Here is a 20,182-nt window from a genome sequence, read left to right as displayed (position 1 = left end):
CCGGTATTTTCAACTGCCCATAGTCGCCATGGTACGGCCGTTCAGTCGAAGCTCCCACCCGAGATTCCAGCCACGTGGAAGCGTCAATGCACCTCTGTGAATAGCAAGCATCACGGCCTCGCCACGACGACTGTTTTCCCCTCTGGTAACGGTGCTGCCATCAAGCCAGTGATATCGAACAGTGGCAGACTCGCTGCCACCAATAAGCTGGAGGAATTTACGCGATGGCACGGCGGGTGTGAGCGATGCGAAATACGCCGATGTAGGCTCAGCTCGAACACAAATTGCCATCTGCCCGTCAGGAGATTCTGGGGCGACTTGGTTGGCTGTGAACCCCACATAGGATTGATAAGGGGGCTGCCGGGGATCATGTGATCGAAGGTGAGCAAGCAGCTCAACGACGGTCGCCGCACCATTGAGCTCAATTACGCATTGAACATCTAGAAATACCAAACCCTGACTTTCTGGTCGGAACCCCTGTAGCGATCCATTTTTCAAGGCGGCGATCAGGCCTGAAAGTAGTTGCTGGCCGTTCTTAGGTGTCGAGCAACTGTTAGGGTTATAGATGCGCAGCGCGTCCTCGATCGCGTACAGATCCTCTCGGCGCATAGGCCGATGTAAGGCGGTGTTAAGTACAAAGCGCCCCAAATTGGCCCAACGGCCGGTTGGGGAATTCACTCGTTGCCTGAAGTTTTCTGCGACGCGTTCTTCCAGCAACTGCACAACGTCCGTTGTTAGAGGCAAGCAGATCAGCGCGAGCGCCTCATCAGCTTTGTCCCGCATGGCTAGCGTGACCAAACCTTGCTTAGCCAGTTCCTGCCATTGCGATTGGAGAACCCGAGGGAAATATTCAGGAGGCTCGACTTCCTCGACAGAGAGCTGAGAACCATCGTCCTTAAGAGCTGCATCTAGCGCTTCTTGTGCGACTTTTGCCGTGGCGGAATTTTTTCCAGCAGCACGATCGACAATCCGAGAAAGAATGGCTAGACGCGATACGTGCTTACACTCGCTTAGAACCTCCCCAATCGCGACGTGCGAAGCAAGACGCTCCCATAGCTCCACAGGTTTGCGCCTGGACAGAATATCCAAGACTGCGGCAGCGAGATCCGACTGATTCTGGGGAAGCATGGAAAACGCGAGCCGAGCCATTTGGGCTAAATAATCATCCCGATGACCGACTAACCACAGCAACATCGCTGCAGCGCTATCCCTTCGCTCCCATGAAGGGTGATCTAGCGACCAAAGCAGCAAATCGAACAGTGCTTCCGATGCACTCGCTGTGGAGCTTCCTAGGTAATCGAACTCCTGGATTGAGGCTTGTCCAACCATATGGCCGACGTGTTCGATCGCAATTTCGAGTAAGGCGCTTTGCTGCTCCGCGTCTAACTTACAGGCCACCTTGTCGATCAGGTGTGACGCTATCAACCAACGTGGCGCATGGCGCTCCTCTAAAGCTAGGGGGCCATAGAGCCTTGCTACAGCGTCAGCCTCTTGAATCTCTGCTTGTATCATCTCCTCCGCGGGAGAGCCTGTGTGATTGCTCGTCCAGATAGACCAACCGCCTTCCTGCAACGTCCGCAATACGTTGACAGCTGCCTGAACGGCGGCTGATGTATTACCACGACGCTTTAGGGCAACTGCCGACTGCAAGTCGAGACGCGCTTGCTCGTCAACCGACAAGCTTCCGAACACTCCCGGGTGGTGCAGCATTTCCTCAACGGACTTTGCACCAGGCCGCTCGGCTTTTGGCGTCGTCTCAGAGTCGACCGGAGACGACTCTTCAGTTGAAGATGAGGGAGCCGAGTCAGCCACAACCTGCTCAAAGAGGTCTAATTCTGCCGGTCCCTTTATGGACGCGTATAGCTCCTCAAAAGCGGGCTTGTGCGTCGCGGGTAAGGAGGACACCAAGCCCTTCAGCAGACTGCGGCCGCGCTCCGGATTCATCCCTTGCGAAATGATGCAGATTCGACGCTCTGCCCAGACGAGCTCATCGGTGCCCTCTGCCATTGAACCGATCAAGTGGGCAAATTGCTTCCCCCAGTCCGTCAGGTGGCGGTCATCCCCATTCAAAAAGACTTCAAGGAGAGCCCAACGCAGCCTCCAATCAACAGCGACCGGAACTTCCTCCAGCAATGCAAGCAAAGCAGCCTGCTCTTCAAGCGCCCCGCCAGGGAAATGCATACCAGATAGTGGTGCGACTCTGTCCAAGCCCCCTGCTATCGCTTGGGCATACAGTTGAGACAGCGTCCCGCACGTTTGATGCTTGAAATAACCAACAGCCTGACTGTAAAGCGATCGCCGACACAGTTGCCCAATGAAGGTTCCTTTGTCCGCTCGCACATAGCGTTGAAAAGTCATCTCACCGCTAGCACGCTCCAGGTACGACGCAATTTGTACTAACGAGCCAGTAGGTACCGGCGTGTCCGCAGGCAATGCCCCTAAGGTGCTGGACATCAATGACAGCTGATCCTCCTTGTACCAGCTGGGGCCCATCGAACAACGCAATACCGCCTGGTAAGTTCTCGCAGCCTCCTCCTGTGCGTCCAAGTGCGCCAGCAAAGGGACGATGCTCAACAGCTCAGGAATGAGCTCGTAGCGGTTTTCCACGTTTGCTTGAACATAGTCGCGCCAACGGAGCACAAGCTCGAACAATGCATCCTCTGTCGCAGGTTCCAATGCCGCCGTTACGAACTCCGTCACAACCAAGGCAAGGACCAGACGAAATCCTTCGTTGTACAACCCCAGCTGATCTGCAAACCCGCTATCCAGTAGTTTTATAAGTCGACAGGCCTCTTGGGGGAGGCAGTCCAGCAAAAGCTGGGCTAAGCGCTGGAATATTAGAGGGAAAATAGTCTCCGGTATGGCATAAGCCTCTTGCCACTGGACACGAACGCTCAAAGGACGAGTAGTGACTGGCAATACCTGATCTGACAGGAACGCCCATACTCGGCCAAGCGTCACTTCATCTGCGTTTGCTTTCGCCCTTCGGGCGGTACCGTCCGCCCAGGCGACGGCAGCAGCCAGCGAGACCAGCCAAGCCTCCCAGTCGTTGTTTGGATCAGGGGTAATTGTCGGTTGCGCCAGGTTTTCATCAAAGAAGGCGGCAGCCCGCCAGAGCTCATACGAATCCTGGAAGCCTTGGATATCCGGCTGCGCTCGATTGGATGAATACATAACGAGTGGCGGTGGTTGAGCAACATCGGCCCCTCCACACCTACGTATCAAGTCCAATGACGCTCCGGTCTCGATTAGCGTGTTGAGCACGACAAATCTCAATTCAGCGGGTTGCTCGAGACGCTCACTGACCTCTTCGAGATCCTTCAGCAGCAACGCAACTACAGACGAAGGCAAACGCATCTGATGAATCTGCGTACTTGCCTGAGCATGGGTAAGGATGCCGAGCAAAATTGACAGGAGCGAATCCGCTGGAGCAGCAGCAAGAGGCAGCTGTGCAACGGGGGTATACACTCCGCTTAAGCATAATCTGGCCCCATAAAAGCTACCGACCAGGCTGGAGACAATGTCAGCTGAATCGCCCTCGCCAAAAACTTCAGGGGCAGATCTAATCTGCCGTATTGCCGCCGCTAATACCCGGGCTACCGGTGGTGTTCCACCAGCTGCGTGCTCCAGAGCAAAGCCATGAAGACGTTTCATTATGGTTCGGAGAAGCAGACCGGACTCGATGCTTCCTGTCGCTGCAAACTGCTCGAAAACTGAATCCAGAGACAGTTGGACTTTATCCAGAAGCAGTAGCGCTTGTTCAGCGTTGCCCATCCGAATCAAGACATGGGCGACAGCATAGGCCTCAAACGGAGAGGCGATCAGGCGCCCGTTACGGATCACATGACGCAGAGCCTGGTCAGTTTGGCCCAGCGCACACAAGGCTTGAGCAACTCGCTCTGCCGCTTGAGCAAACAAGATCCCGTAGCGGAAAGTCAGGCGCTGCGACAACAGCAGCAAGCGAATCGTATCCTGAGCAGAACCGATCCGCGTCGCTGAGGCGAGCGTCGCTTCAATATCTCCGAGCAGCACATCTGGCACAGCCCCGAGTGTCACTGAGGTGTCCACCCAGGCCTGCTGGCATTGTTTGATCGCTTGCAACTGCGCGTCGGCGCCACCCAGCAACCCGTGATACACCCGATTCAACTGCCCATAGTCGCCGCTTTGTGCCAAGCAGCAGAATGCTGCCAAGCGCTCATGCAGCGATTCATTTATTGTCGAGGTTTTGTACTCGATAAACTCCGAGAACGAGGAGTGGTAAATCTCAGTGCTGTCCGCTTCAGAGAGAAGATGACGGATCCGGGTGAGTGTAGGGACATAGACTGCGCTCTCTGCCGGTTGCAGCATCACGGTGAGGTCTTTGGTAGGAACTCCCCAGCGTAGCCGGGCCAATATGCCCAACAGATTGATCGCGTCTTGGTCAGGCAGTAGCTGCCCCCACAAGCTTTCGTAGTAGTCCCGAATACTGCCGCTGAACGCCGGCATTTGGGCGATCTCGGCTTCGCTGGCACCGTTGTTAGCCAGGTCTGCTAAGTAACGCAGGTACAGCGGATGCCCCTTCGCCCGGTCACACAACAGTGAAACGAGACTTGAGGTCACCAGCTCCTGGTCTAGCAGGTCTATGCATAGCTCTTTTTGGACATCCGCCTCCAGAGCAGGGAGCGTCAACCGTACGGCCGCCTGCAACACGGGGCCAATGCTCGCGGCATGGGCAGTGAGGCCTGCACCAGTGACTACGATAATCAATCCGCTGGGCACAGATGGCGGGAGTAGCGCCACTAGACGTTGAATAGCCTCAGATCCTGCGCCGGTGGCTTCATTCAGGCCGTCGATGAAGATCAACCCAACTTTACCAGCCGCTGCGCAACGTTTGGCCAGGTCATGGATTCGCTTATGGCTGGCCCGGATTAGCTCCGGATATGAGAGCTCCTGTAAACGAGCCGGTTTCCCACTGACCTCGTTCGACCATAGCGTATTGACCCAGTCATAGAACACCTCTGGCTGGGCCTGATGCGCGGGTGTAATCCCCCGTCCCCGCTCAGAGAGCGCATACACCCCTAAGACTTCGACCGATTCACTGACAGGCTCATACTGTTTGCAAAAGGTCGACTTACCGATGCCATGCGCCCCTTCCAGGAGCAGATACCCTTGCTGAAGTGAGGTCAGGCGCTCTTCAAACAGCTGATCAAACTCCGGACGTGTGCCAAAGAGCTCGCCAGGCGTTACGTCCTCTTCGACCTTGTTCAGAACTCCATTGGTTTCAAGAAACGAGCGCAGCTGGAACGCACTGATGGCACCGACGGCAGTATCGAGACTAACCCGTAACAGCCCACGGCACTCCCCTTCGACCACAAGGGCCGCTCCGGAGAGACCGCTATAATTCGTAAGATGAGTTTCTGGGCTTACCGTGAGATCCAGATCCACGCCGTGAGTGAGCTCATCCAACGTTTGCTGGATCAGACCATTGAGGGCGTGTCCTAGGTCGAGTTTGTGTACGGCATAGCCAAAAGCGGACCATTTCTCGCCTGGCCGAGGGAGCTTGGTATTAATCGTGAGAGGCTCGACTTGAACAGCTTCAGGCAAGCGCAGTAAGCAAACGTCCAGTCCTTCAGCTTGGGCATGAAGCTCAGCGGTGTACTGCGCCGCGGCCGCTCCAGTACTGAATTGAACTGTAAGGGCATCACCTGATTCAACAGCCGCGTCAACACAGTGAAAAGCGGTTAGTACGAGTGTGGGGGTGACGAGCCAACCGGTGCCCACTTCATGGACATTGGTCACCCTGCATGTCGCTTGTTTGACTGCTTCATCCGTCACAGTTGACGTCTCCTAGTTGAATCCATTCATCGTTGACGACATGAACACTGAACTGAGCCCCAGCTTTCGACGAATAGCTCCGCATCCGTTGGACGGCCTCAGTTTCGTAATTGAAATAGAGCTTGCGCTCAAAGTCCGCTGGCCGATCAACGATCGCTGCCAGAACCTCAAAATCTGGGTGTGCGTGCCGTAAACCATTGGTGGAAATGAGGTAGCAAGGCGCATCAATTAGCGTGAGAAGCGCTGGGCTAGTGTTATGAATGCTTCCGTGATGGGCGATTTTGATGGCACTGAAAATTAGCTGCTCGGCGTCCGGGCTACGCCGTTTCAATTCGGCGTACACATCCTCTGCCCATGCATCACCCAGCAACAGCACACGCGCCAACCCAGCGCTGAGAATCAAGGCAATAGAGCTGCCGTTGGCCACTGAAGTATCCGGGGAATAAACTTCGGCAAGCGTGAGATCGCGGCGCGCAGAAATGGGCCGAACGCTCGGCACAGTGGGCTGTTGCGCTGAATGGCTACACAACATCTCGTATGCATCATCAACCAGGTCATCACTAACCGGCTTGCCTCTGTAACCCAGCCGGCGAATTTCCCTCAACCATAGTGCTCGAAGTGCTTCCAGCCGCTCGAGAGTTGGCCCTAGAACATCAAGTCGTACCTGGCTGGGTAACGAGTAGGTAGCACAGTTGCTGTCGATAGAGCAGGAACCATCACCATGATTCCAAAGGTAACCATGTGTCCTCAGGAGCTTGGCCAAGGAGCTTCCTTGCGCAGCCCCGATAGGGTTCGGGGCAAGCCCTGACGGCACAGGGAAGCCGCGGCGCTTGATGGCCTCCAGCACGCCAGCATTAGCAGGCGAACTAAGCTGGTCGGGCGTGCTTGGCAATGACCGAAGGCTGTTATGCCAAACCGCGTCAATCTCAATCAATCGGCGTTGGGGGCCACTGTTGGCGGTGAACAGCGCCTGCAAGCCTCCAATGTGATCTGCGTCGATATGCGTGCAAACCACCAGTTTGAGGGACTCTCCCCGCACCGCCAGCTCAGCCAACTCCTCCGCGATATAAGTAGCGTACGTAGAGGCATAGCCGGCATCGATCAGTATGTACTGATCATTTGCGTTGATCAGAAACGCGTCGCCGTTCTTGGCGGGGTACATTTTCAGTTTAATCATGCGACTGCATTGACCGGATTAGCGGCACGCAACTCCTTTTGCTGCTCAGGGCACATTTGCTGCACAAAGCGTGACACCTTATTCCTTGCAGGGGCTAGCCGGAAGCAGGATATCCACTGATTGCGGGCGAAGCGATCATTTTAGAAAAGGCCGGAGAAATTCCGGTGATGCTGGGCCTGGCTCCTGCGTAGGAATAGCGTCCCTTCTTGTAGTGAACGGCACTCAGTGACGGCTATCCCCCTGAATCGTCCCTGCTTTCGTAGATGCTTTTGAGCGTCTGCTTTTGGCCGAAAGCTGCCCATCACGACCGTCGACCCTGAGTCAATGCCTGCCACTCTTGGTCGGCAGCTTACCCCACTCAGCGCCCAACCAGACAACTCCCTTTCCCTTGCCTGAAATTTCCTAGAAAATCCCAACCGCTTGTTTGAGCCATACGCCGCCGATAGTCTTGGCTCGGTCATCCCAACGGATGACACGGATGTGCAAGTCCGTTCATATCGGTGCGTCACGCGCCCTCAAACAAGCCGTTTCGACGGGTGCTCCTGCCCTCTTCGATTCCAGCTTGATGGTGGCCGTGCGCGGGAGACTTTCGAGTCTGCCGGGGTCCGATATGCCCGGTCTTGCACACCTGCGTACGGCTGCCACCCTCATTCGTGTGCAAGCGAACGGTGACAGCTCCACCTCATATCGGAGTTCGATCATGTTCAAAGCTACCCCCAATCCGCCGGCTAGACCTCGTGCCGGAATCATCGATCCTCGTATCGCCGATCAGGCACTGGCCCACTATGACCTGGGGCCAGAGGCAGGCTCGAAACCGGCACCCGCCTCCACCGCAGCCGCCACGCCTCCAAGCCCGCCGCCGACCTCGCAAACTCACGAAGACACCCTGCTCGACCTCCACTCGATTCTGCAATCAGCAGCTGCCACGGCCTATGAGAACGCCGACAACCAGACCGGCCCGAACCGTAAGGTTGCGATGGGGGTGGTGCACTTGATTGAGCTGGCACAGTTGAGAATGAGTTCGCTGGAGCAGCAAGTTGTGGCGGTCAGCGGTTGATGGCTGGTTGAAGGTCAAAAGCTTCGCGGGCAAGCCCTGCTCCTACAGTACGGCGGTGGTCATCATGATGGAGAGAGCCCCGCTTTGGCGGGGCTTTCTTATCCGCGGTCAGTCGCCAGCCCATACCGATCACCGCGGGGTTGCGCGCCCCTTCGAACAGCATCCAACAAGCGTTTCAGCATGGGCCTGGCCGAACACAAGGCATTCTCTACCGGCTCGAAGAGGGTCTGACCGGTTGGCCTCAATGAGGCAAGTGATCCCTGGCGTAGCGCACCGTCCTTTCCAGAGTCCGGGTCATGTCGGGATGGGTCAGCCGATACTTGCGCTCCAGTTGCTCGCTATGGCTCATGTCGAAGCGCTGCGTCTGAATGAAGTCCAGTGACTCGGCGCTGATCGCCAAGCGGGCCGCCAGGCCGGGAATTTTCAAAAGCCACTTGAGCAACCCTATCGCCACATGGCGGCGGGGGGCCGTGACCTCCAGGGTTTTTGCCATCTGCTCAAGCATCCCCTTCAGGTTCGGTGTGTGCTCATGGAGCGCCAGGACCTGGCGGTTGACCATCGTGGGGTCGAATGCCACGCAGGCGATCATCGACACCAGGTAATCGACGCTGACCAATGGCAACCAGTGCCTGGCGGAACCGGGGATCGCCTTGAACCGCCCTTGCGCCAGGTTTCGAATGAGTTCGACCAGGGGTTGTCCTTCGACGATGTGCCCACTCTCGCTGTGGCCACACACCGTTGCAGGGTGAACGATCGTGTAATCCGCGCCCGCTTCCTGCATGTGGCGGATGACGGCGAAATGGGACTCGAGCTTACTGCCTTCGTAGCCGCCCACACGACCATAGACGGCGGGCCAATCGGTGTTTTCCGGGCACTCATTATCCACCCCGATGCTGGCAAGGTGGCTAAAGTTCTGCAGCATATAGCCGCCCACCATCACCAATCGGATGCGCTGGGTCGCCGCAAGCCTGGCGACTCTCAGCGCCCCCTGCACATTGATCGTGCGGGCGCGCTCCATTGTCAGTCCCCAGGAAAATTGCGCCGCCAGGTGAAAGACCACACCGACCGAAGACACGCGCTGCTGGTCCGCCTCGCTGAGTCCCAGGCCCTCTCTGCTGATATCGCCCGCAACGGCGTGAATATGCGCGGGATTACCGCCGAGCCGGCCTACCTGCTCTCTGAGCCGCTCAATGTTTTCGGGGGTGCGCATCAGCACCCAGGTCTTGTGTCCTGTCGCGGTGAGACGGGCCAGTAAATGTTGCCCAACAAACCCACTGCCGCCGGTGACGAAGCATTCCACGCTCATGTCTGAATCCTTGTTTGGATGATCGGCGCAGGCTAAGGTGTAGAGCCTACTCTACAGTCAAGGAGTTTTTGTCGTGAACATCGGAGAGTTGGAGCGCCGCAGTGGAGTCGGCCGCCATGCGTTGCGCTATTACGAACAGCTCGGGCTGATCGTGGCTCATCGACAGGCCAATAACTACCGCAGCTACAGCGATCAGACCGTGGCTGATCTGGCGTTCATTCAGAGTGCCCAGGGCGTGGGGTTTTCACTCGCCGAGATCGGGGAGATCCTTGCGGCCAGGCGGGGCAATACGATCAATTGCGCCCAAGGCGCGGCCCTGGTCGCCAGCAAGATGGCCGAGATTCAAACGAAGATCACCACCCTGCAGGCCACGTATGCGTTTCTGGACGGCGAACGGGCGAAGCTTGAAGCCAGTGCCATTGCCAACGGGCAGATGATGGCTCACCTGCCTGTCCCTGAGCCGGTCTCGGCGCCATAGCCTGCCGGCAACGCCTCAACCGGCAGCCTTTGTCGAGTGCCTGAAGATCAAAAGCTTCGCGGGCAAGCCACGCTCCTACCGGGTTGCGGCGGCCATCAAAATGGTGATCGCCTCCATTCTGTAGGAGCCGGGCTTGCCCGCGAATGGGCCAGCCGCCTCACCACAAAACGCCTGGTATGACGCGGCAACGTATGAACCCGTTTCAGGGAGACACAGAGACCCATCGGCTGGAGTACACGAGGAGGAACGTCAATGGCAAACGGTTCCTGTCCTAGAGCCAACGCCTGACCTGACTGCAGTACTGAGTGAAGTCCCTGCCGAAAAGACCGGCAAGCGCTCGCTCCTCCGGCCCGATCTGGAAGCGGTTCATGTAGATCACGAAACCCAGCACGCCCAGGAGGGCTGGCGGCCAGGCAAGGAAGATGGACCAGGCGACCAGCACGGTGGCGAAGCCCAAATACATGGGGTTGCGGGTGTACCGGTAGATGCCCGAGCGGACCAGAGCAGAAGCCGTTTCCGGCCTCAGCGGGTTGACCGTGGTCCGTGCACAGCGGAATGAAAATACGCCAGCCAGACAAATAGCCACACCTGCCAGCAACACGATCAGCGCCAGACCCACACGCCACTCGATAGCCAGCGCCAAGGTACCCGGCAACTGCCGGGCAGCGAACCACGCCAGCAGGCCGAACAAGGTAGCAACGAGCGGTGGAGGAATGCGATTGTCCATGATGAATTCCCGGTAGAGACGAACTTTCCACCAGAATGAGGGTTGTAGCCGCTTCAGGGTCAAGCCCCATGAGCAGCGAGCGACCCCGGATTTCCTGGAAAGTCCGCAATCGCTTCTCGCCGATTGCGGACGCTCGTCGCCCCCATCAAGCTTCGGTCAAAAAGCCTGAAAGCGCCTGCGAGAGCGCATCAAAGACCAGCGTAACCCGCCGTACCCGTTTCAGGTCGTAGTGCATCGCAATCCAGACGTCGACCGGGAAGTCCACGAGTTCAGGCAGCACGCGCACCAGGCCATGACGTCGCGCCAGTTGGCTGGCGCATACGCCGATCCCCAGGCCGGCCCGCAGCGAGGCGAACTGGGCCAGGTGGTCATCGCTGCGCATGACGGCGTTCTCCCCGGTACAGAAAAACCCCTGCTCTTTCAGGAACGTCTGTTCCGTCAGGTTGCGATCCGGGCCGATCACGGGGTACTCGTTCAACTCCTCTGCGCAACGAGGCAGCCCTCGATGCTCTATCAATTGGGCGGTTGCATAGAGGCCAATGCGCAAGTCGCCGACATGGCGGGTCACCACCGCCGCCTCGGAGGGCCGACGAATCCGTACGGCCACATCGGCCTCCTGCAAGGCCAGGTCTTCCAGCCGGTTCGACACGCTCAGCTCAATCGCCAACTCGGGTTGGGCAGCGCGGATCTCGCCCAGCATGGAAGGCAGTACCTCGACGCCCAGCAACTGATTGCTGGTCACGCGCACGGTTCCGCCTTGCCCATTGGCCTGCTCCGAGGCGGCACGGGTAAACGCTTCGGCGGCCAGGGCCATCGCTTGCGCATGCTCGATCAACTCCCGAGCGGTGTCCGTGGGCATCAGGCCGGCCGGCGAGCGGATGAACAGGCTGGTCCCCACACTCTGTTCCAGCGAGTCGATTCGTCGTCGTGCGGTGGCCTGGGCGATGCCCAGTGCTCGGGCCGCGGCCGACAGGCTGCCGGTTCGCAGCACGGCCAGGAACACGCGCTGGGTTTCCCACTGAAGTGGCGGGATATTCATACATTTCCTATGAGTGGGTAGTCAGGTTTGATCAATTTTAATCAGGCTGAGGATGGGGCATTCTTAACCCGATCGGTGCTTGGCATAAAGCATCGAGTGTCGAAAACCAGGGAATTTGCTTATGAAACTTGCCGGTGGTTGCCGTTGCGGCGCCGTATCCTATCGTTCGGACAGCGACGTGCAGGTCGCCGTTTACGCCTGTCATTGCCAGTTCTGCCAGACCTGGAGCGGCAGCAGCTTTGCGCTGCACGCCCTGCTGTCCAGTGAAGCGTTCGTGCTGCAAGGCCCGACGGTGGAATATGCCTATGAAGACCAGGGCCACACCTCGCGCCACCACCTGTGCGCCACCTGTCATACACGCCTCTACAACACCACGACGGCGGCCCCCGGCCTCTGGGTGTTGCGCGTAGGCACGCTTGAAGAGCGCAGCTCGTTGAGCCCGATGGCGCATATCTGGGTCAAGCACAAGCAACCCTGGCTGCGCCTGCCCGACAACATCGCCACCTGGCCGGAAAACCCGACGCCCGAGGAATTTGGAGCCGTGTTGAACGCTGGCCAATCCTGACGAGTGGAGGTCTCGATGATCATTGACGACTTCTGTGCAACCGGCAGTTGCCGCTGTGGCCAGGTGACGCTCGAAGTACGTTCGCAACCGGTGATGACCAGCGCGTGCCACTGCACCGGCTGCCAAAAGATGTCGGGAAGCGCCTTCTCCTTGACTGCGCTGTTTCCGGCCGACGCCTTCTCGATCACTCAGGGCTCCCCCGTGATCGCTGGCATGCATGGCCCCACCCGGCACTATTTCTGCCCTCACTGCCTGTCGTGGCTATTCACTCGGCCTGAAGGAAATGATGACTTCGTGGGCGTGCGCAGCAGCCTGCTCGACAACCCCGGGCGTTACGCACCATTCATGGAGACCTGGACCCGAGAAAAACTGCCCTGGGCCAGCACCGGGGCAAAGGTCAGTTACGAGGCCTTTCCCGATCCACAGGATTATCCTGCATTGATGGCTGCGTTCGCCGCGATGGCTCCGGGAGCTGAGAGCTAGCGTTGCGAGCAGTAGCGGCTATCAAGACAAGGCTCCCCATCCAGTCATGGCCAAGGCTCGGCTGCGCGCTCGCACACGGAAACCTCTACAATCCGCATCCCAACGTTCAAGGATGCCCGTGTGATGCGTTTTCTTTCCGTGTTGTTATTGATTCTGCCCTCTCTGGCTTGGGCGCTGCCGGCGCTGAAGGACACCGAGCTTTACAGCAGCAAGGCGGTGGACTGTCACGATGTGGATCTCAAGACTTGGCAGCACCCGGCCCGCGCTGTTCTGGAAAAACATGACATCAAGCTGGAACGGGTCCAGCTGTGCAACGGCGACCACTACCCTATCTTCACCGGGCAAGTGCCGTACGATCCGACTGGGCAGACGAAAAACTTTTTCCTTCCGCTCTACGAGGAAATGCGCAAAGCCAATGGGAAATGGCCCTACGCAATCGTGGCCACCAGTGACGATATCGTGGTTTACGTCAGCTACCCGGCCAATGATGGGATTTCGCTGGGTTACGAACAGTATGCGCAGTAGTACCGACTGGACATCAATCCACTGACCGAATCCATGCTGGGTCACTGGCGTATTCCCGGTTCCGGATTTTTTGTAGGGGGCATCCATGGCGCTGCTGTTTCAGGCGCGTTGTTGCGCAGCCCATTGTGCCCGGGTAAGTCCGTAACACTTGCACAAGGCAGGCGCAGTCGACACCTTCAGCTCGGCGTCATACAAATGCACGGCGCCGATCTTCAAGGCAGCTTTTTGTGAGCGAATGTTCGAAGGCGCGATGTGGAAATAGACGGTGTCGTACGTCTTGAATGCATGTTCCACCATCAGTCGCTTCAGCTCGCGATTGGTATCGCCACCCCATTTCGCCCGCACCAAAAAGGTATAGCCGATGGCGATACTCTCCGGCCGGTCAGGCGGCGGGTAGTAGCTAGACGTCCCCACAATCTGCCCCGAGCCGATATCGATGACGGTGAGCGCCTTGCCAGTGGCCAATCGAGAGGCGAAGTACGCTTCAAATACTTGCCGTTCATGGCGATCACTGGCGGTATGGTCGGCCCAGATGCACGGATCACTGGCCGCCAGAAACATGCCTTCAAAATCACGCTCGGCTAGAGGCCTGAGCCTTAGCGTGCTCCCACACAAAACGGGTTGGCAGTCGAAGTCACGCACAAGAATGGGTTCCTTTCCAGGTGAATCGTGAGAATGGAACCAGTCTAGAGCGACAGATCACAAGGAAAAGATCCAATACGACGGATATTGATAGAGCCATCGCCAGCAGATGCAATCGTTTGTGCGAAACACCAAAGTAGATCTGCAGGCAATCCATCAACCGATCACTTGGCATCCGGTCGGAGGGGGGAACCCATCACGCTCATTTCGCTGTCTGCGGCTGCTCCAACTGCTCTGCTTCGCGCAGCTCGGCGCTCAAACCGTCGCAACTGGCCGACCATTCGGCCAGCCAGCGAGGCAGCGCTGGCGATTGCTTGTCCAGGCCCAAGGCATCGGCAAATTCGGCCGGTGCGACACTGCCTTTTGGCCCGCGAAACAACCCGCGCATGACCACGACCCCAATCACGCGCCGGTCTTTGACAAAGCGGTGTTCGACGAAGCTCCACTTGTGGTCCCAGCCGAGCATGCGCGTGTGAATTTCAAAGCGCTCGAACAGCTTGAGTTCGCGGCGGAACTTGCCCCACACATCGCCCACGATAGGCATTGCGCGGTGCTTGAGTGCCACGCGAAACGCGCCGCTGCGAAGCACATAATCCATTCGGCCGACGTCGGCCAGGGTGAAGTAGCGGCCATTGGTGACGTGGCGGTTGAAGTCCAGGTCCAATGGCCAGACGCGCAGGGGCACCACCGTGGTGGCGAGACCGTGCACAGGGCGGCGCCACGGTCGGCGCAACAGCATCAGGAAAAGGCGAAACCATAAGTTCATGCAAAAAATACCTGCTGGAGCGGAAAGATGCCGCACTCTAGAGGCGCTGTTCGGAGTAAGGTAGATGCAGAAATGACTAATTTCATGCCGATTGCGCAAAGGGATTTTCATGCACGTCACGCTTCTCCTGGCCGAGTACAGCTCCCAGGCCTCTGCCGCCCTGGCAATAGAGGTACTGGATGCGGCAAACCGCCTGGCGGCTCCTGCCGAGAAGCCCTTTACCGTGTGCATCGCCTCCTTGGATGGGCTGCCAGTGAACAATGCCCTGGGACGCCCCATGCCCGTGGATGCAGGGCTCGATACGATTGATAAAACAGACCTTGTACTGATTCCTGGTTTTCTCTTCAGCTTGCGTGAGGCCCTGCCGGCTTTTGCCCAGTACGGCAGCTGGTTGCGCCACCAGCACCGCAAGGGCGCCATCATCGCCTCCATGTGCACCGCCGCCTTCATGCTCGCCGAAGCCGGCCTGCTCGACGGTGTAGAGGCCACCACTCACTGGGCGTTCGCCGATTTTCTGCGTCGGCACTATCCGAAGGTCTGCCTGGATGAGCGCCGTATCCTTTGCGAAGACGGTCGCCTGATCAGCAGTGCCGGCGCGAGTGCCGCCATGGACCTGCTGCTGCACCTGGTTCGCCGTTTTGCCTCGTTTGAACTGGCACAACAGTGTGGCCGTTACCTGTTGGTTGACGGCGTGCGCAGCGAGCAGACGGTTTACATCAGTTGGTCGATGCCGCGTGGGCATGCGGACGAGGCGGTCATGCGCGTGCAGGACTGGATGGAGGCAAACTTCGCCGAACCCAACAGTATCGCCCAACTGGCCGATCAATTCGGCTTCGGTGTGCGCAACTTCAAGCGCCGCTTCAAGGAAGCCACCGGCCAAACGCCGCTGACCTACCTCCAGACCCTGCGCCTGGAAAAGGCCAAGCAATTGCTGGAAACCACCCGCCTTGGTTTTGAGGTCATCACCCACCAAGTGGGCTACGAAGACAGCAATTCGTTCAGGCGGCTTTTCTGCCGGCGTGTTGGTATCTCACCCGCGCTTTTCCGAAAGCGCTTTCATCGGCTTACGCCGAGCACGTAACAGCCCACGACTACCGGCAACTGCACGATCGATTCCCCAGGCCTGCTCATTGGACGGCCACGTGCCCTTGAGCAGGGGGCAGCGTCGCACATCGTGCTGACGGTGTTCGCCCAGAGCATGATGGGAACCGCTCAACCCGCCTACCCTGCCCCCTGTCAAAGGCGCAATCCTTGAAAACCAACCACCCGATTCCATGGGAGCACTGTACATGCCTATCGGCTTCAGGCCCGCTCAAGCCTCGGACGCGCACGACATTGCGCGCTTCTTTCAACTGACATCGGAGGGCATGGCCGATTACATATGGAGCAAGCTTGCCGCACCTGGAGAAGCCTTGCTGAGTGTCGGTGCATCTCGCTATGCCAGGGAACAGGGCGACTTTTCCTACAAGAACTGCCTGATGGCCACTTTCGAAGGGCGCGTCATCGGCATGATGCATAGCTATGCCTTGCGCGAGACCCCTGACAGGCCTGTCGAGACAGACCCGGTCCTCGCGCCTTATGCCGACATGGAAATACCCGACACCTTATACATATCCAGCCTGGCCCTGGATGAGGCCTGGCGCAGCCAGGGGCTGGGTGTCGAGTTTCTTCGCCACGCCCAGCAGCGTGCCGAGGACTCAGGCCTGGATGGGCTATGCCTGATCGATTATGCAGAAAACCACGGTGCACGCCGCTTCTACGAACGTCACGGTTTTCACATCGTTAAAACCTGCCAGATCGTTCCGCACCCGATGCTGGGTGTCACCGGGGAAGCCTATTTGATGCATCGCCCCAACCACAACGCGCTCGAGAAAACACCATGAACCAGAAACTGACCGTATTCCGCGAACTGGATATCCAACCGGTGCGCGACCTGCCCTTTTTTGAAGAGGTCCTGGAAGGCACCCCTCATACGCTGACGTCCAAGTACTACCACGATGAACAGCAGGGTCGCATTTCCGGAGAATGGGAAGCCAGCACCGGAGCGTGGCGCATCGACTACAAGGTTTGGGAGTTCTGCCATGTCCTGAGCGGATGCTGCGTCATCGAGCTTGAGGGTCGCGCCCCCGTCACACTGGCCGCTGGCGACACGTTCATTATCGAACCGGGCGCCAAGGGCAAGTGGACCGTGCTGGAAGACATGAAAAAGAACTTCGTGATCCTCTTGCCCACGAACTAGGCACGGGGTCACGTTGCATCCAGCTTGAGAGTCTGCTGGAGCAGCAGGTTGTAGCAGCCAACAGTTGATCGCTGGCTGAAGGTCAACAGCTTCGCGGGCAAGCCACGCTCCTACCGTGTTGCGGCGGTCATCAGAGTGGTGGTCACCGCCATCCTGTAGGAGCGTGGCTTGCCCGCGAATAGGCCAATCGAAAAGAGGACGTACCTATTTCCCACTCGATTATCGGCCATTCAATGGTTCCCTCATGAAGAGCCTCAAGTCCCGAGGCCGATCAGAGACGTGACCTGCTCCCAAAACCTTCCCCAACTCCACGGACTCCCCGCTCAGGCACTCACCGGGTTGAGTTGCCTGGCCTCATGGGGCGACATTCCGCTCCATTCCTTGAAGGCGCGAGTGAAGGCGCTGTGCTCCGAATAACCCAGCAGCATGGCGATATCCACGATTTGCAGGCGTGGATCGCGCAGGTACGACAACGCCAGTTCGTAGCGGACCAGGTTCAGTTCATGGCGAAAGCTGGTGCCGGCTTCTTGCAGGCGGCGCTGTAGCGTGCGGGACGAGAGGCGCAGTTGGGGACTGATCCGCTTTATGCTCGGCTCACCCACGCACATGGCCTGGGTGATGGCCTTGCGCAGCTGTTCCACGAACTCATCCTGCTGTGGCAACTGGGCCAGCAAGCGATCCGCATGTTGTTCCAACAGGCAGACCAGCGTCGGGTCGGGGCTCTTGAAGGGCAGTTCGAGCAGTTGTGCGGAGAAACGCAAGACCGCCTCGGACTGACCGAAACGTACCGGGCAGCCGAAGAAGGCTTCGTACGGGCGGGTATCGAGGGGCCCCGCGTGATTGAGGTGGACCCGCAGCGGGTTGGCCGTTCCACGGACCAGAGCGCGGCAGAACTGCACGATGGCAACCATACCGGTTTCGTTCACCAAAGGGCCGGGCTGATACTGGCTGACATCCCAGACCAGTTCGAACCAGCCGTCGCCGTCACGGCGAATCATGGGAATGACGTCGTACACCAGGCGAATGTAGCGTTCCAGGCGTTGCAGCGCCGTACCGAGATTACCGCAGGCCAGCATCACCGCTCCCAGCACACCGATATGCCGGGCGTTGATGGTTTGACCGAGGTGCAGTCCCAACAGCGGATCTCCCAACACGTGCGCCGCCATCACCAGCAGTCGGTCCCACTCCTCCACCGCGACGCCGCCCACACCTTCCTGGGCGGGTATGGGCCAGGGCTGCCCCAGCACCGATTCCGGCTCATGACCGAGTGCCTCCAGGTATTCGTAGAGCAGTTGCACGTAAGTTTCGGGCACCACGCGCCGATACAAGGGCTGGCTCATCGGGCCTCTTTTGGGGGTGGCCTGTTGTTGTTTGGCGCCAAGTGTCAAGCCGGGAGTCGGGTACCGTCAAGCCTTCCAACCGGCAACCGCCGAGAATGACGGCACTCAAGCCACTCCAGCAGATGCCGTTCATGAACACGATCACCGATCTTCTGGCACCAGCGACAATCCAGTTCCTCTCCAACGGCTCACGTTGCATTGCCGACTTTTACCGCCCCCTGGGTGCCGGACCTTTCCCGGTGGTGGTGATGGCCCATGGGCTTGGCGGAACACGCAAGATGCGCTTGCCGGCCTTTGCCGAGCGTTTCGCTGCCGCCGGCTACGCCTGCCTGGTGTTCGACTATCGCCACTTCGGCGACAGCGAGGGCAACCCCCGCCAACTGCTGGATATCAAGCGCCAGCTCGACGACTGGAAAGCCGCGATAGCTCACGCCCGCCAGCTCGCGGAGGTGGACCCGCAGCGGGTGGTGATCTGGGGCACCTCGTTCGGTGGCGGCCATGTGCTGGCCACCGCTGCCGCCGATGCCGGGGTGGCCGCCGTCATATCCCAATGTCCCTTTACCGACGGCCTGAGTTCCTGTCTTGCCACCGAAACCCTGGTGTCAGTTCGCCTGACCGTGCTGGCCCTGGCCGACCGTATCGGCTCGTGGTTCGGCGCCAAGCCCATTCTGGTGCCGCTGGCCGGTCAACCGGGCGATACGGCACTCATGACTTCGCCGGATGCCTGGAGCGGCTATCACGGGCTGATCCCGCCAGGTGCGCAGATCCGTACCGAGGCCGCCGCGCGCTTTGCGCTGGACATCATTCGCTACTACCCCGGACGTAATACACCTCGCATCCAGGCCCCCGTGCTGTTTTGCGTGTGCGACCCCGACAGCGTGGCACCGGCAAAGCGGACGCTGCATCACGCCCGGCGCACGCCTCGTCATGAGATCAAGCGCTATGCCCATGGGCACTTCGATATCTATGTAGGCGAAGCCTTCGAGCAGGTGGTGGCTGATCAACTCGACTTCCTCAAGCGCAACGTGCCCAGCATCCCGACAAAGAGATAAGAATATGTACGACCTTCAAGGCAAAGTGGTTCTGATCACCGGCGCGGCTGGCGGCATCGGTGCCGCCAGCGCCCGGAAACTGTACGTCCAGGGCGCTAGCCTGGTGCTCACCGATACCGCGCAGCAGGCAGTGGACACGCTGGCCCAGGAGTTCAACAACCAACGCGTGTTGCCGCTGGCCTTCGACGTCACCGACGCCGAGGCGGCAAAGGCCGTGGTGCGCCAGACGGTCGAGCGCTTCGGTCGTCTCGACGTGGCCTTCGCCAATGCCGGCATCTCCTGGCGGGGCGTACCGGCGACCCTACGCACCTGCGATGAAGCGGAGTTCCGCCGCATCATCGAGGTGGATCTGTTTGGCGTGTGGCACACGGTACGCGCCGCGCTGCCGGAGGTCGTGCGCAACCAGGGCCAGGTGCTGGTCACGTCGTCGACCTATGCCTACTTGAACGGTCTGGCCAACGCACCCTACGCCGCGAGCAAGGCGGCGGTGGAGTCGCTGGCCCGCTCGTTGCGCGCCGAGTTGAGTGCGAGCGGGGCCAGCGCCAGCGTTCTCTATCCCGGCTGGACAGCGACCGCCATCGCCAAGGTTGCCTTCGGTGGCAACGCCATCGCCACCCAGTTGAACGAAACCCTGTTGCCGGCCTTTCTGCATCGGGCGATTGCACCGGAACAGGTGGCACGTGGCGTGGTGCGCGGTCTGCAAAAGCGCCAGCCGCGCATCGTTGTACCGGCTCGCTGGGCGCCTATCGCCCTGATGCGCGGCCTGTTCAATGTGTTCACGGACTGGCAGTTGGCCCGCGATGCCCGCCTGCAACGGTTGCTCCACCAGTTGGAAGAAGAAGCCGTTCGCACCCAAACCCCGGGTTGATGCCCCGCCGCTTGCTTAAGGTACCCCCATGGAAAACGAATAACCACCGGGGGATCTGGCAGTTCGTCGCGCTGGAGCAGGTGGTGGCCGCCCCTGGTGGACTG

At 59.0% G+C, this 20,182-nt stretch carries 18 protein-coding genes; 10 read left to right on the top strand and 8 right to left on the bottom strand.

What is annotated here, in order from left to right; translation table 11 throughout:
- Positions 1-9: 9 nt before the first annotated feature.
- Both avs1b and avs1a read right to left on the bottom strand, forming a co-directional pair.
- Entirely contained in the window at positions 10-5,814 is a 5,805-nt protein-coding gene (avs1b, locus tag ACM62G_RS24435; protein ID WP_419735797.1) for an AVAST type 1 anti-phage system protease Avs1b, read from the bottom strand.
- On the bottom strand, positions 5,804-6,991 hold the full coding sequence (avs1a, locus tag ACM62G_RS24430; RefSeq protein ID WP_419735796.1) for an AVAST type 1 anti-phage system MBL fold metallo-hydrolase Avs1a: 1,188 nt from the start codon (positions 6,989-6,991) through the stop codon (positions 5,804-5,806). Before avs1a ends, avs1b begins: the two co-directional genes overlap by 11 nt.
- Positions 6,992-7,691: 700 nt before the next feature.
- Between avs1a and ACM62G_RS24425 the strand changes: the two genes are divergently transcribed.
- Positions 7,692-8,048 carry a DUF6124 family protein gene (locus tag ACM62G_RS24425; protein WP_419735795.1) on the top strand — a complete coding sequence of 119 codons (357 nt, stop codon included), beginning with the start codon at positions 7,692-7,694 and terminating at the stop codon, positions 8,046-8,048.
- Between the two features lie 241 nt (positions 8,049-8,289).
- Here the strand turns inward: ACM62G_RS24425 and ACM62G_RS24420 are convergent, their stop codons facing one another.
- Positions 8,290-9,354 (bottom strand): SDR family oxidoreductase, encoded by a 1,065-nt coding sequence (locus ACM62G_RS24420; protein WP_419735794.1) that lies wholly within the window; start codon positions 9,352-9,354, stop codon positions 8,290-8,292.
- Between the two features lie 73 nt (positions 9,355-9,427).
- Between ACM62G_RS24420 and ACM62G_RS24415 the strand changes: the two genes are divergently transcribed.
- Positions 9,428-9,832, top strand: coding sequence for a MerR family transcriptional regulator (locus ACM62G_RS24415; RefSeq protein ID WP_054057898.1), 405 nt, complete (start codon positions 9,428-9,430; stop codon positions 9,830-9,832).
- A 271-nt stretch (positions 9,833-10,103) separates the two neighbouring features.
- Here ACM62G_RS24415 and ACM62G_RS24410 read toward each other — a convergent pair whose 3' ends face one another.
- On the bottom strand, positions 10,104-10,559 hold the full coding sequence (locus ACM62G_RS24410) for a methyltransferase family protein (RefSeq protein ID WP_419735793.1): 456 nt from the start codon (positions 10,557-10,559) through the stop codon (positions 10,104-10,106).
- A gap of 145 nt (positions 10,560-10,704) precedes the next feature.
- On the bottom strand, positions 10,705-11,598 hold the full coding sequence (locus tag ACM62G_RS24405; RefSeq protein ID WP_419735792.1) for a LysR family transcriptional regulator: 894 nt from the start codon (positions 11,596-11,598) through the stop codon (positions 10,705-10,707).
- Between the two features lie 121 nt (positions 11,599-11,719).
- Between ACM62G_RS24405 and ACM62G_RS24400 the strand changes: the two genes are divergently transcribed.
- The 3 genes from ACM62G_RS24400 (at position 11,720) to ACM62G_RS24390 (ending at position 13,171) form a co-directional block, all read left to right on the top strand.
- Positions 11,720-12,163, top strand: a complete 444-nt coding sequence (locus tag ACM62G_RS24400; RefSeq protein ID WP_419735791.1) for a GFA family protein — start codon at positions 11,720-11,722, stop codon at positions 12,161-12,163.
- A 15-nt stretch (positions 12,164-12,178) separates the two neighbouring features.
- The gene (locus ACM62G_RS24395) at positions 12,179-12,646 is read left to right on the top strand and encodes a GFA family protein (RefSeq protein ID WP_419735790.1); all 468 of its coding nucleotides are present in this window, start codon (positions 12,179-12,181) and stop codon (positions 12,644-12,646) included.
- A gap of 123 nt (positions 12,647-12,769) precedes the next feature.
- Positions 12,770-13,171 carry a hypothetical protein gene (locus ACM62G_RS24390; RefSeq protein WP_273820967.1) on the top strand — a complete coding sequence of 134 codons (402 nt, stop codon included), beginning with the start codon at positions 12,770-12,772 and terminating at the stop codon, positions 13,169-13,171.
- A 99-nt stretch (positions 13,172-13,270) separates the two neighbouring features.
- Here ACM62G_RS24390 and ACM62G_RS24385 read toward each other — a convergent pair whose 3' ends face one another.
- Both ACM62G_RS24385 and ACM62G_RS24380 read right to left on the bottom strand, forming a co-directional pair.
- The gene (locus ACM62G_RS24385) at positions 13,271-13,813 is read right to left on the bottom strand and encodes a GNAT family N-acetyltransferase (protein WP_419735789.1); all 543 of its coding nucleotides are present in this window, start codon (positions 13,811-13,813) and stop codon (positions 13,271-13,273) included.
- Positions 13,814-14,015: 202 nt separating this feature from the next.
- Entirely contained in the window at positions 14,016-14,579 is a 564-nt protein-coding gene (locus ACM62G_RS24380) for a thioesterase family protein (RefSeq protein WP_419737558.1), read from the bottom strand.
- A 109-nt stretch (positions 14,580-14,688) separates the two neighbouring features.
- Between ACM62G_RS24380 and ACM62G_RS24375 the strand changes: the two genes are divergently transcribed.
- The 3 genes from ACM62G_RS24375 (at position 14,689) to ACM62G_RS24365 (ending at position 16,818) form a co-directional block, all read left to right on the top strand.
- Positions 14,689-15,660, top strand: a complete 972-nt coding sequence (locus tag ACM62G_RS24375) for a GlxA family transcriptional regulator (RefSeq protein ID WP_419735788.1) — start codon at positions 14,689-14,691, stop codon at positions 15,658-15,660.
- Between the two features lie 208 nt (positions 15,661-15,868).
- Positions 15,869-16,462: an N-acetyltransferase family protein gene (locus ACM62G_RS24370; RefSeq protein ID WP_419735787.1), complete on the top strand. Its 594-nt coding sequence runs from the start codon at positions 15,869-15,871 to the stop codon at positions 16,460-16,462.
- The gene (locus ACM62G_RS24365; protein ID WP_419735786.1) at positions 16,459-16,818 is read left to right on the top strand and encodes a cupin domain-containing protein; all 360 of its coding nucleotides are present in this window, start codon (positions 16,459-16,461) and stop codon (positions 16,816-16,818) included. The genes ACM62G_RS24370 and ACM62G_RS24365 overlap by 4 nt, the downstream gene beginning before the upstream one ends.
- 323 nt (positions 16,819-17,141) lie before the next feature.
- On the opposite strand, the gene ACM62G_RS24360 is transcribed toward ACM62G_RS24365, so the two are convergent.
- On the bottom strand, positions 17,142-18,158 hold the full coding sequence (locus ACM62G_RS24360) for an AraC family transcriptional regulator (RefSeq protein WP_419735785.1): 1,017 nt from the start codon (positions 18,156-18,158) through the stop codon (positions 17,142-17,144).
- Between the two features lie 131 nt (positions 18,159-18,289).
- On the opposite strand from ACM62G_RS24360, the gene ACM62G_RS24355 reads away from it, so the two are divergent.
- On the top strand, positions 18,290-19,210 hold the full coding sequence (locus ACM62G_RS24355; RefSeq protein ID WP_419735784.1) for an alpha/beta hydrolase: 921 nt from the start codon (positions 18,290-18,292) through the stop codon (positions 19,208-19,210).
- Positions 19,211-19,214: 4 nt separating this feature from the next.
- Positions 19,215-20,078, top strand: a complete 864-nt coding sequence (locus ACM62G_RS24350) for an SDR family NAD(P)-dependent oxidoreductase (protein ID WP_419735783.1) — start codon at positions 19,215-19,217, stop codon at positions 20,076-20,078.
- Positions 20,079-20,182: the final 104 nt, after the last annotated feature.

It is taken from the genome of Pseudomonas sp. COR18, assembly GCF_048568395.1.
GTDB classification, from domain to species: domain Bacteria; phylum Pseudomonadota; class Gammaproteobacteria; order Pseudomonadales; family Pseudomonadaceae; genus Aquipseudomonas; species Aquipseudomonas fuscovaginae_B.
Note: the sequence above shows the minus strand (reverse complement) of the source record. Positions and strands in the feature narration are given on the sequence as shown.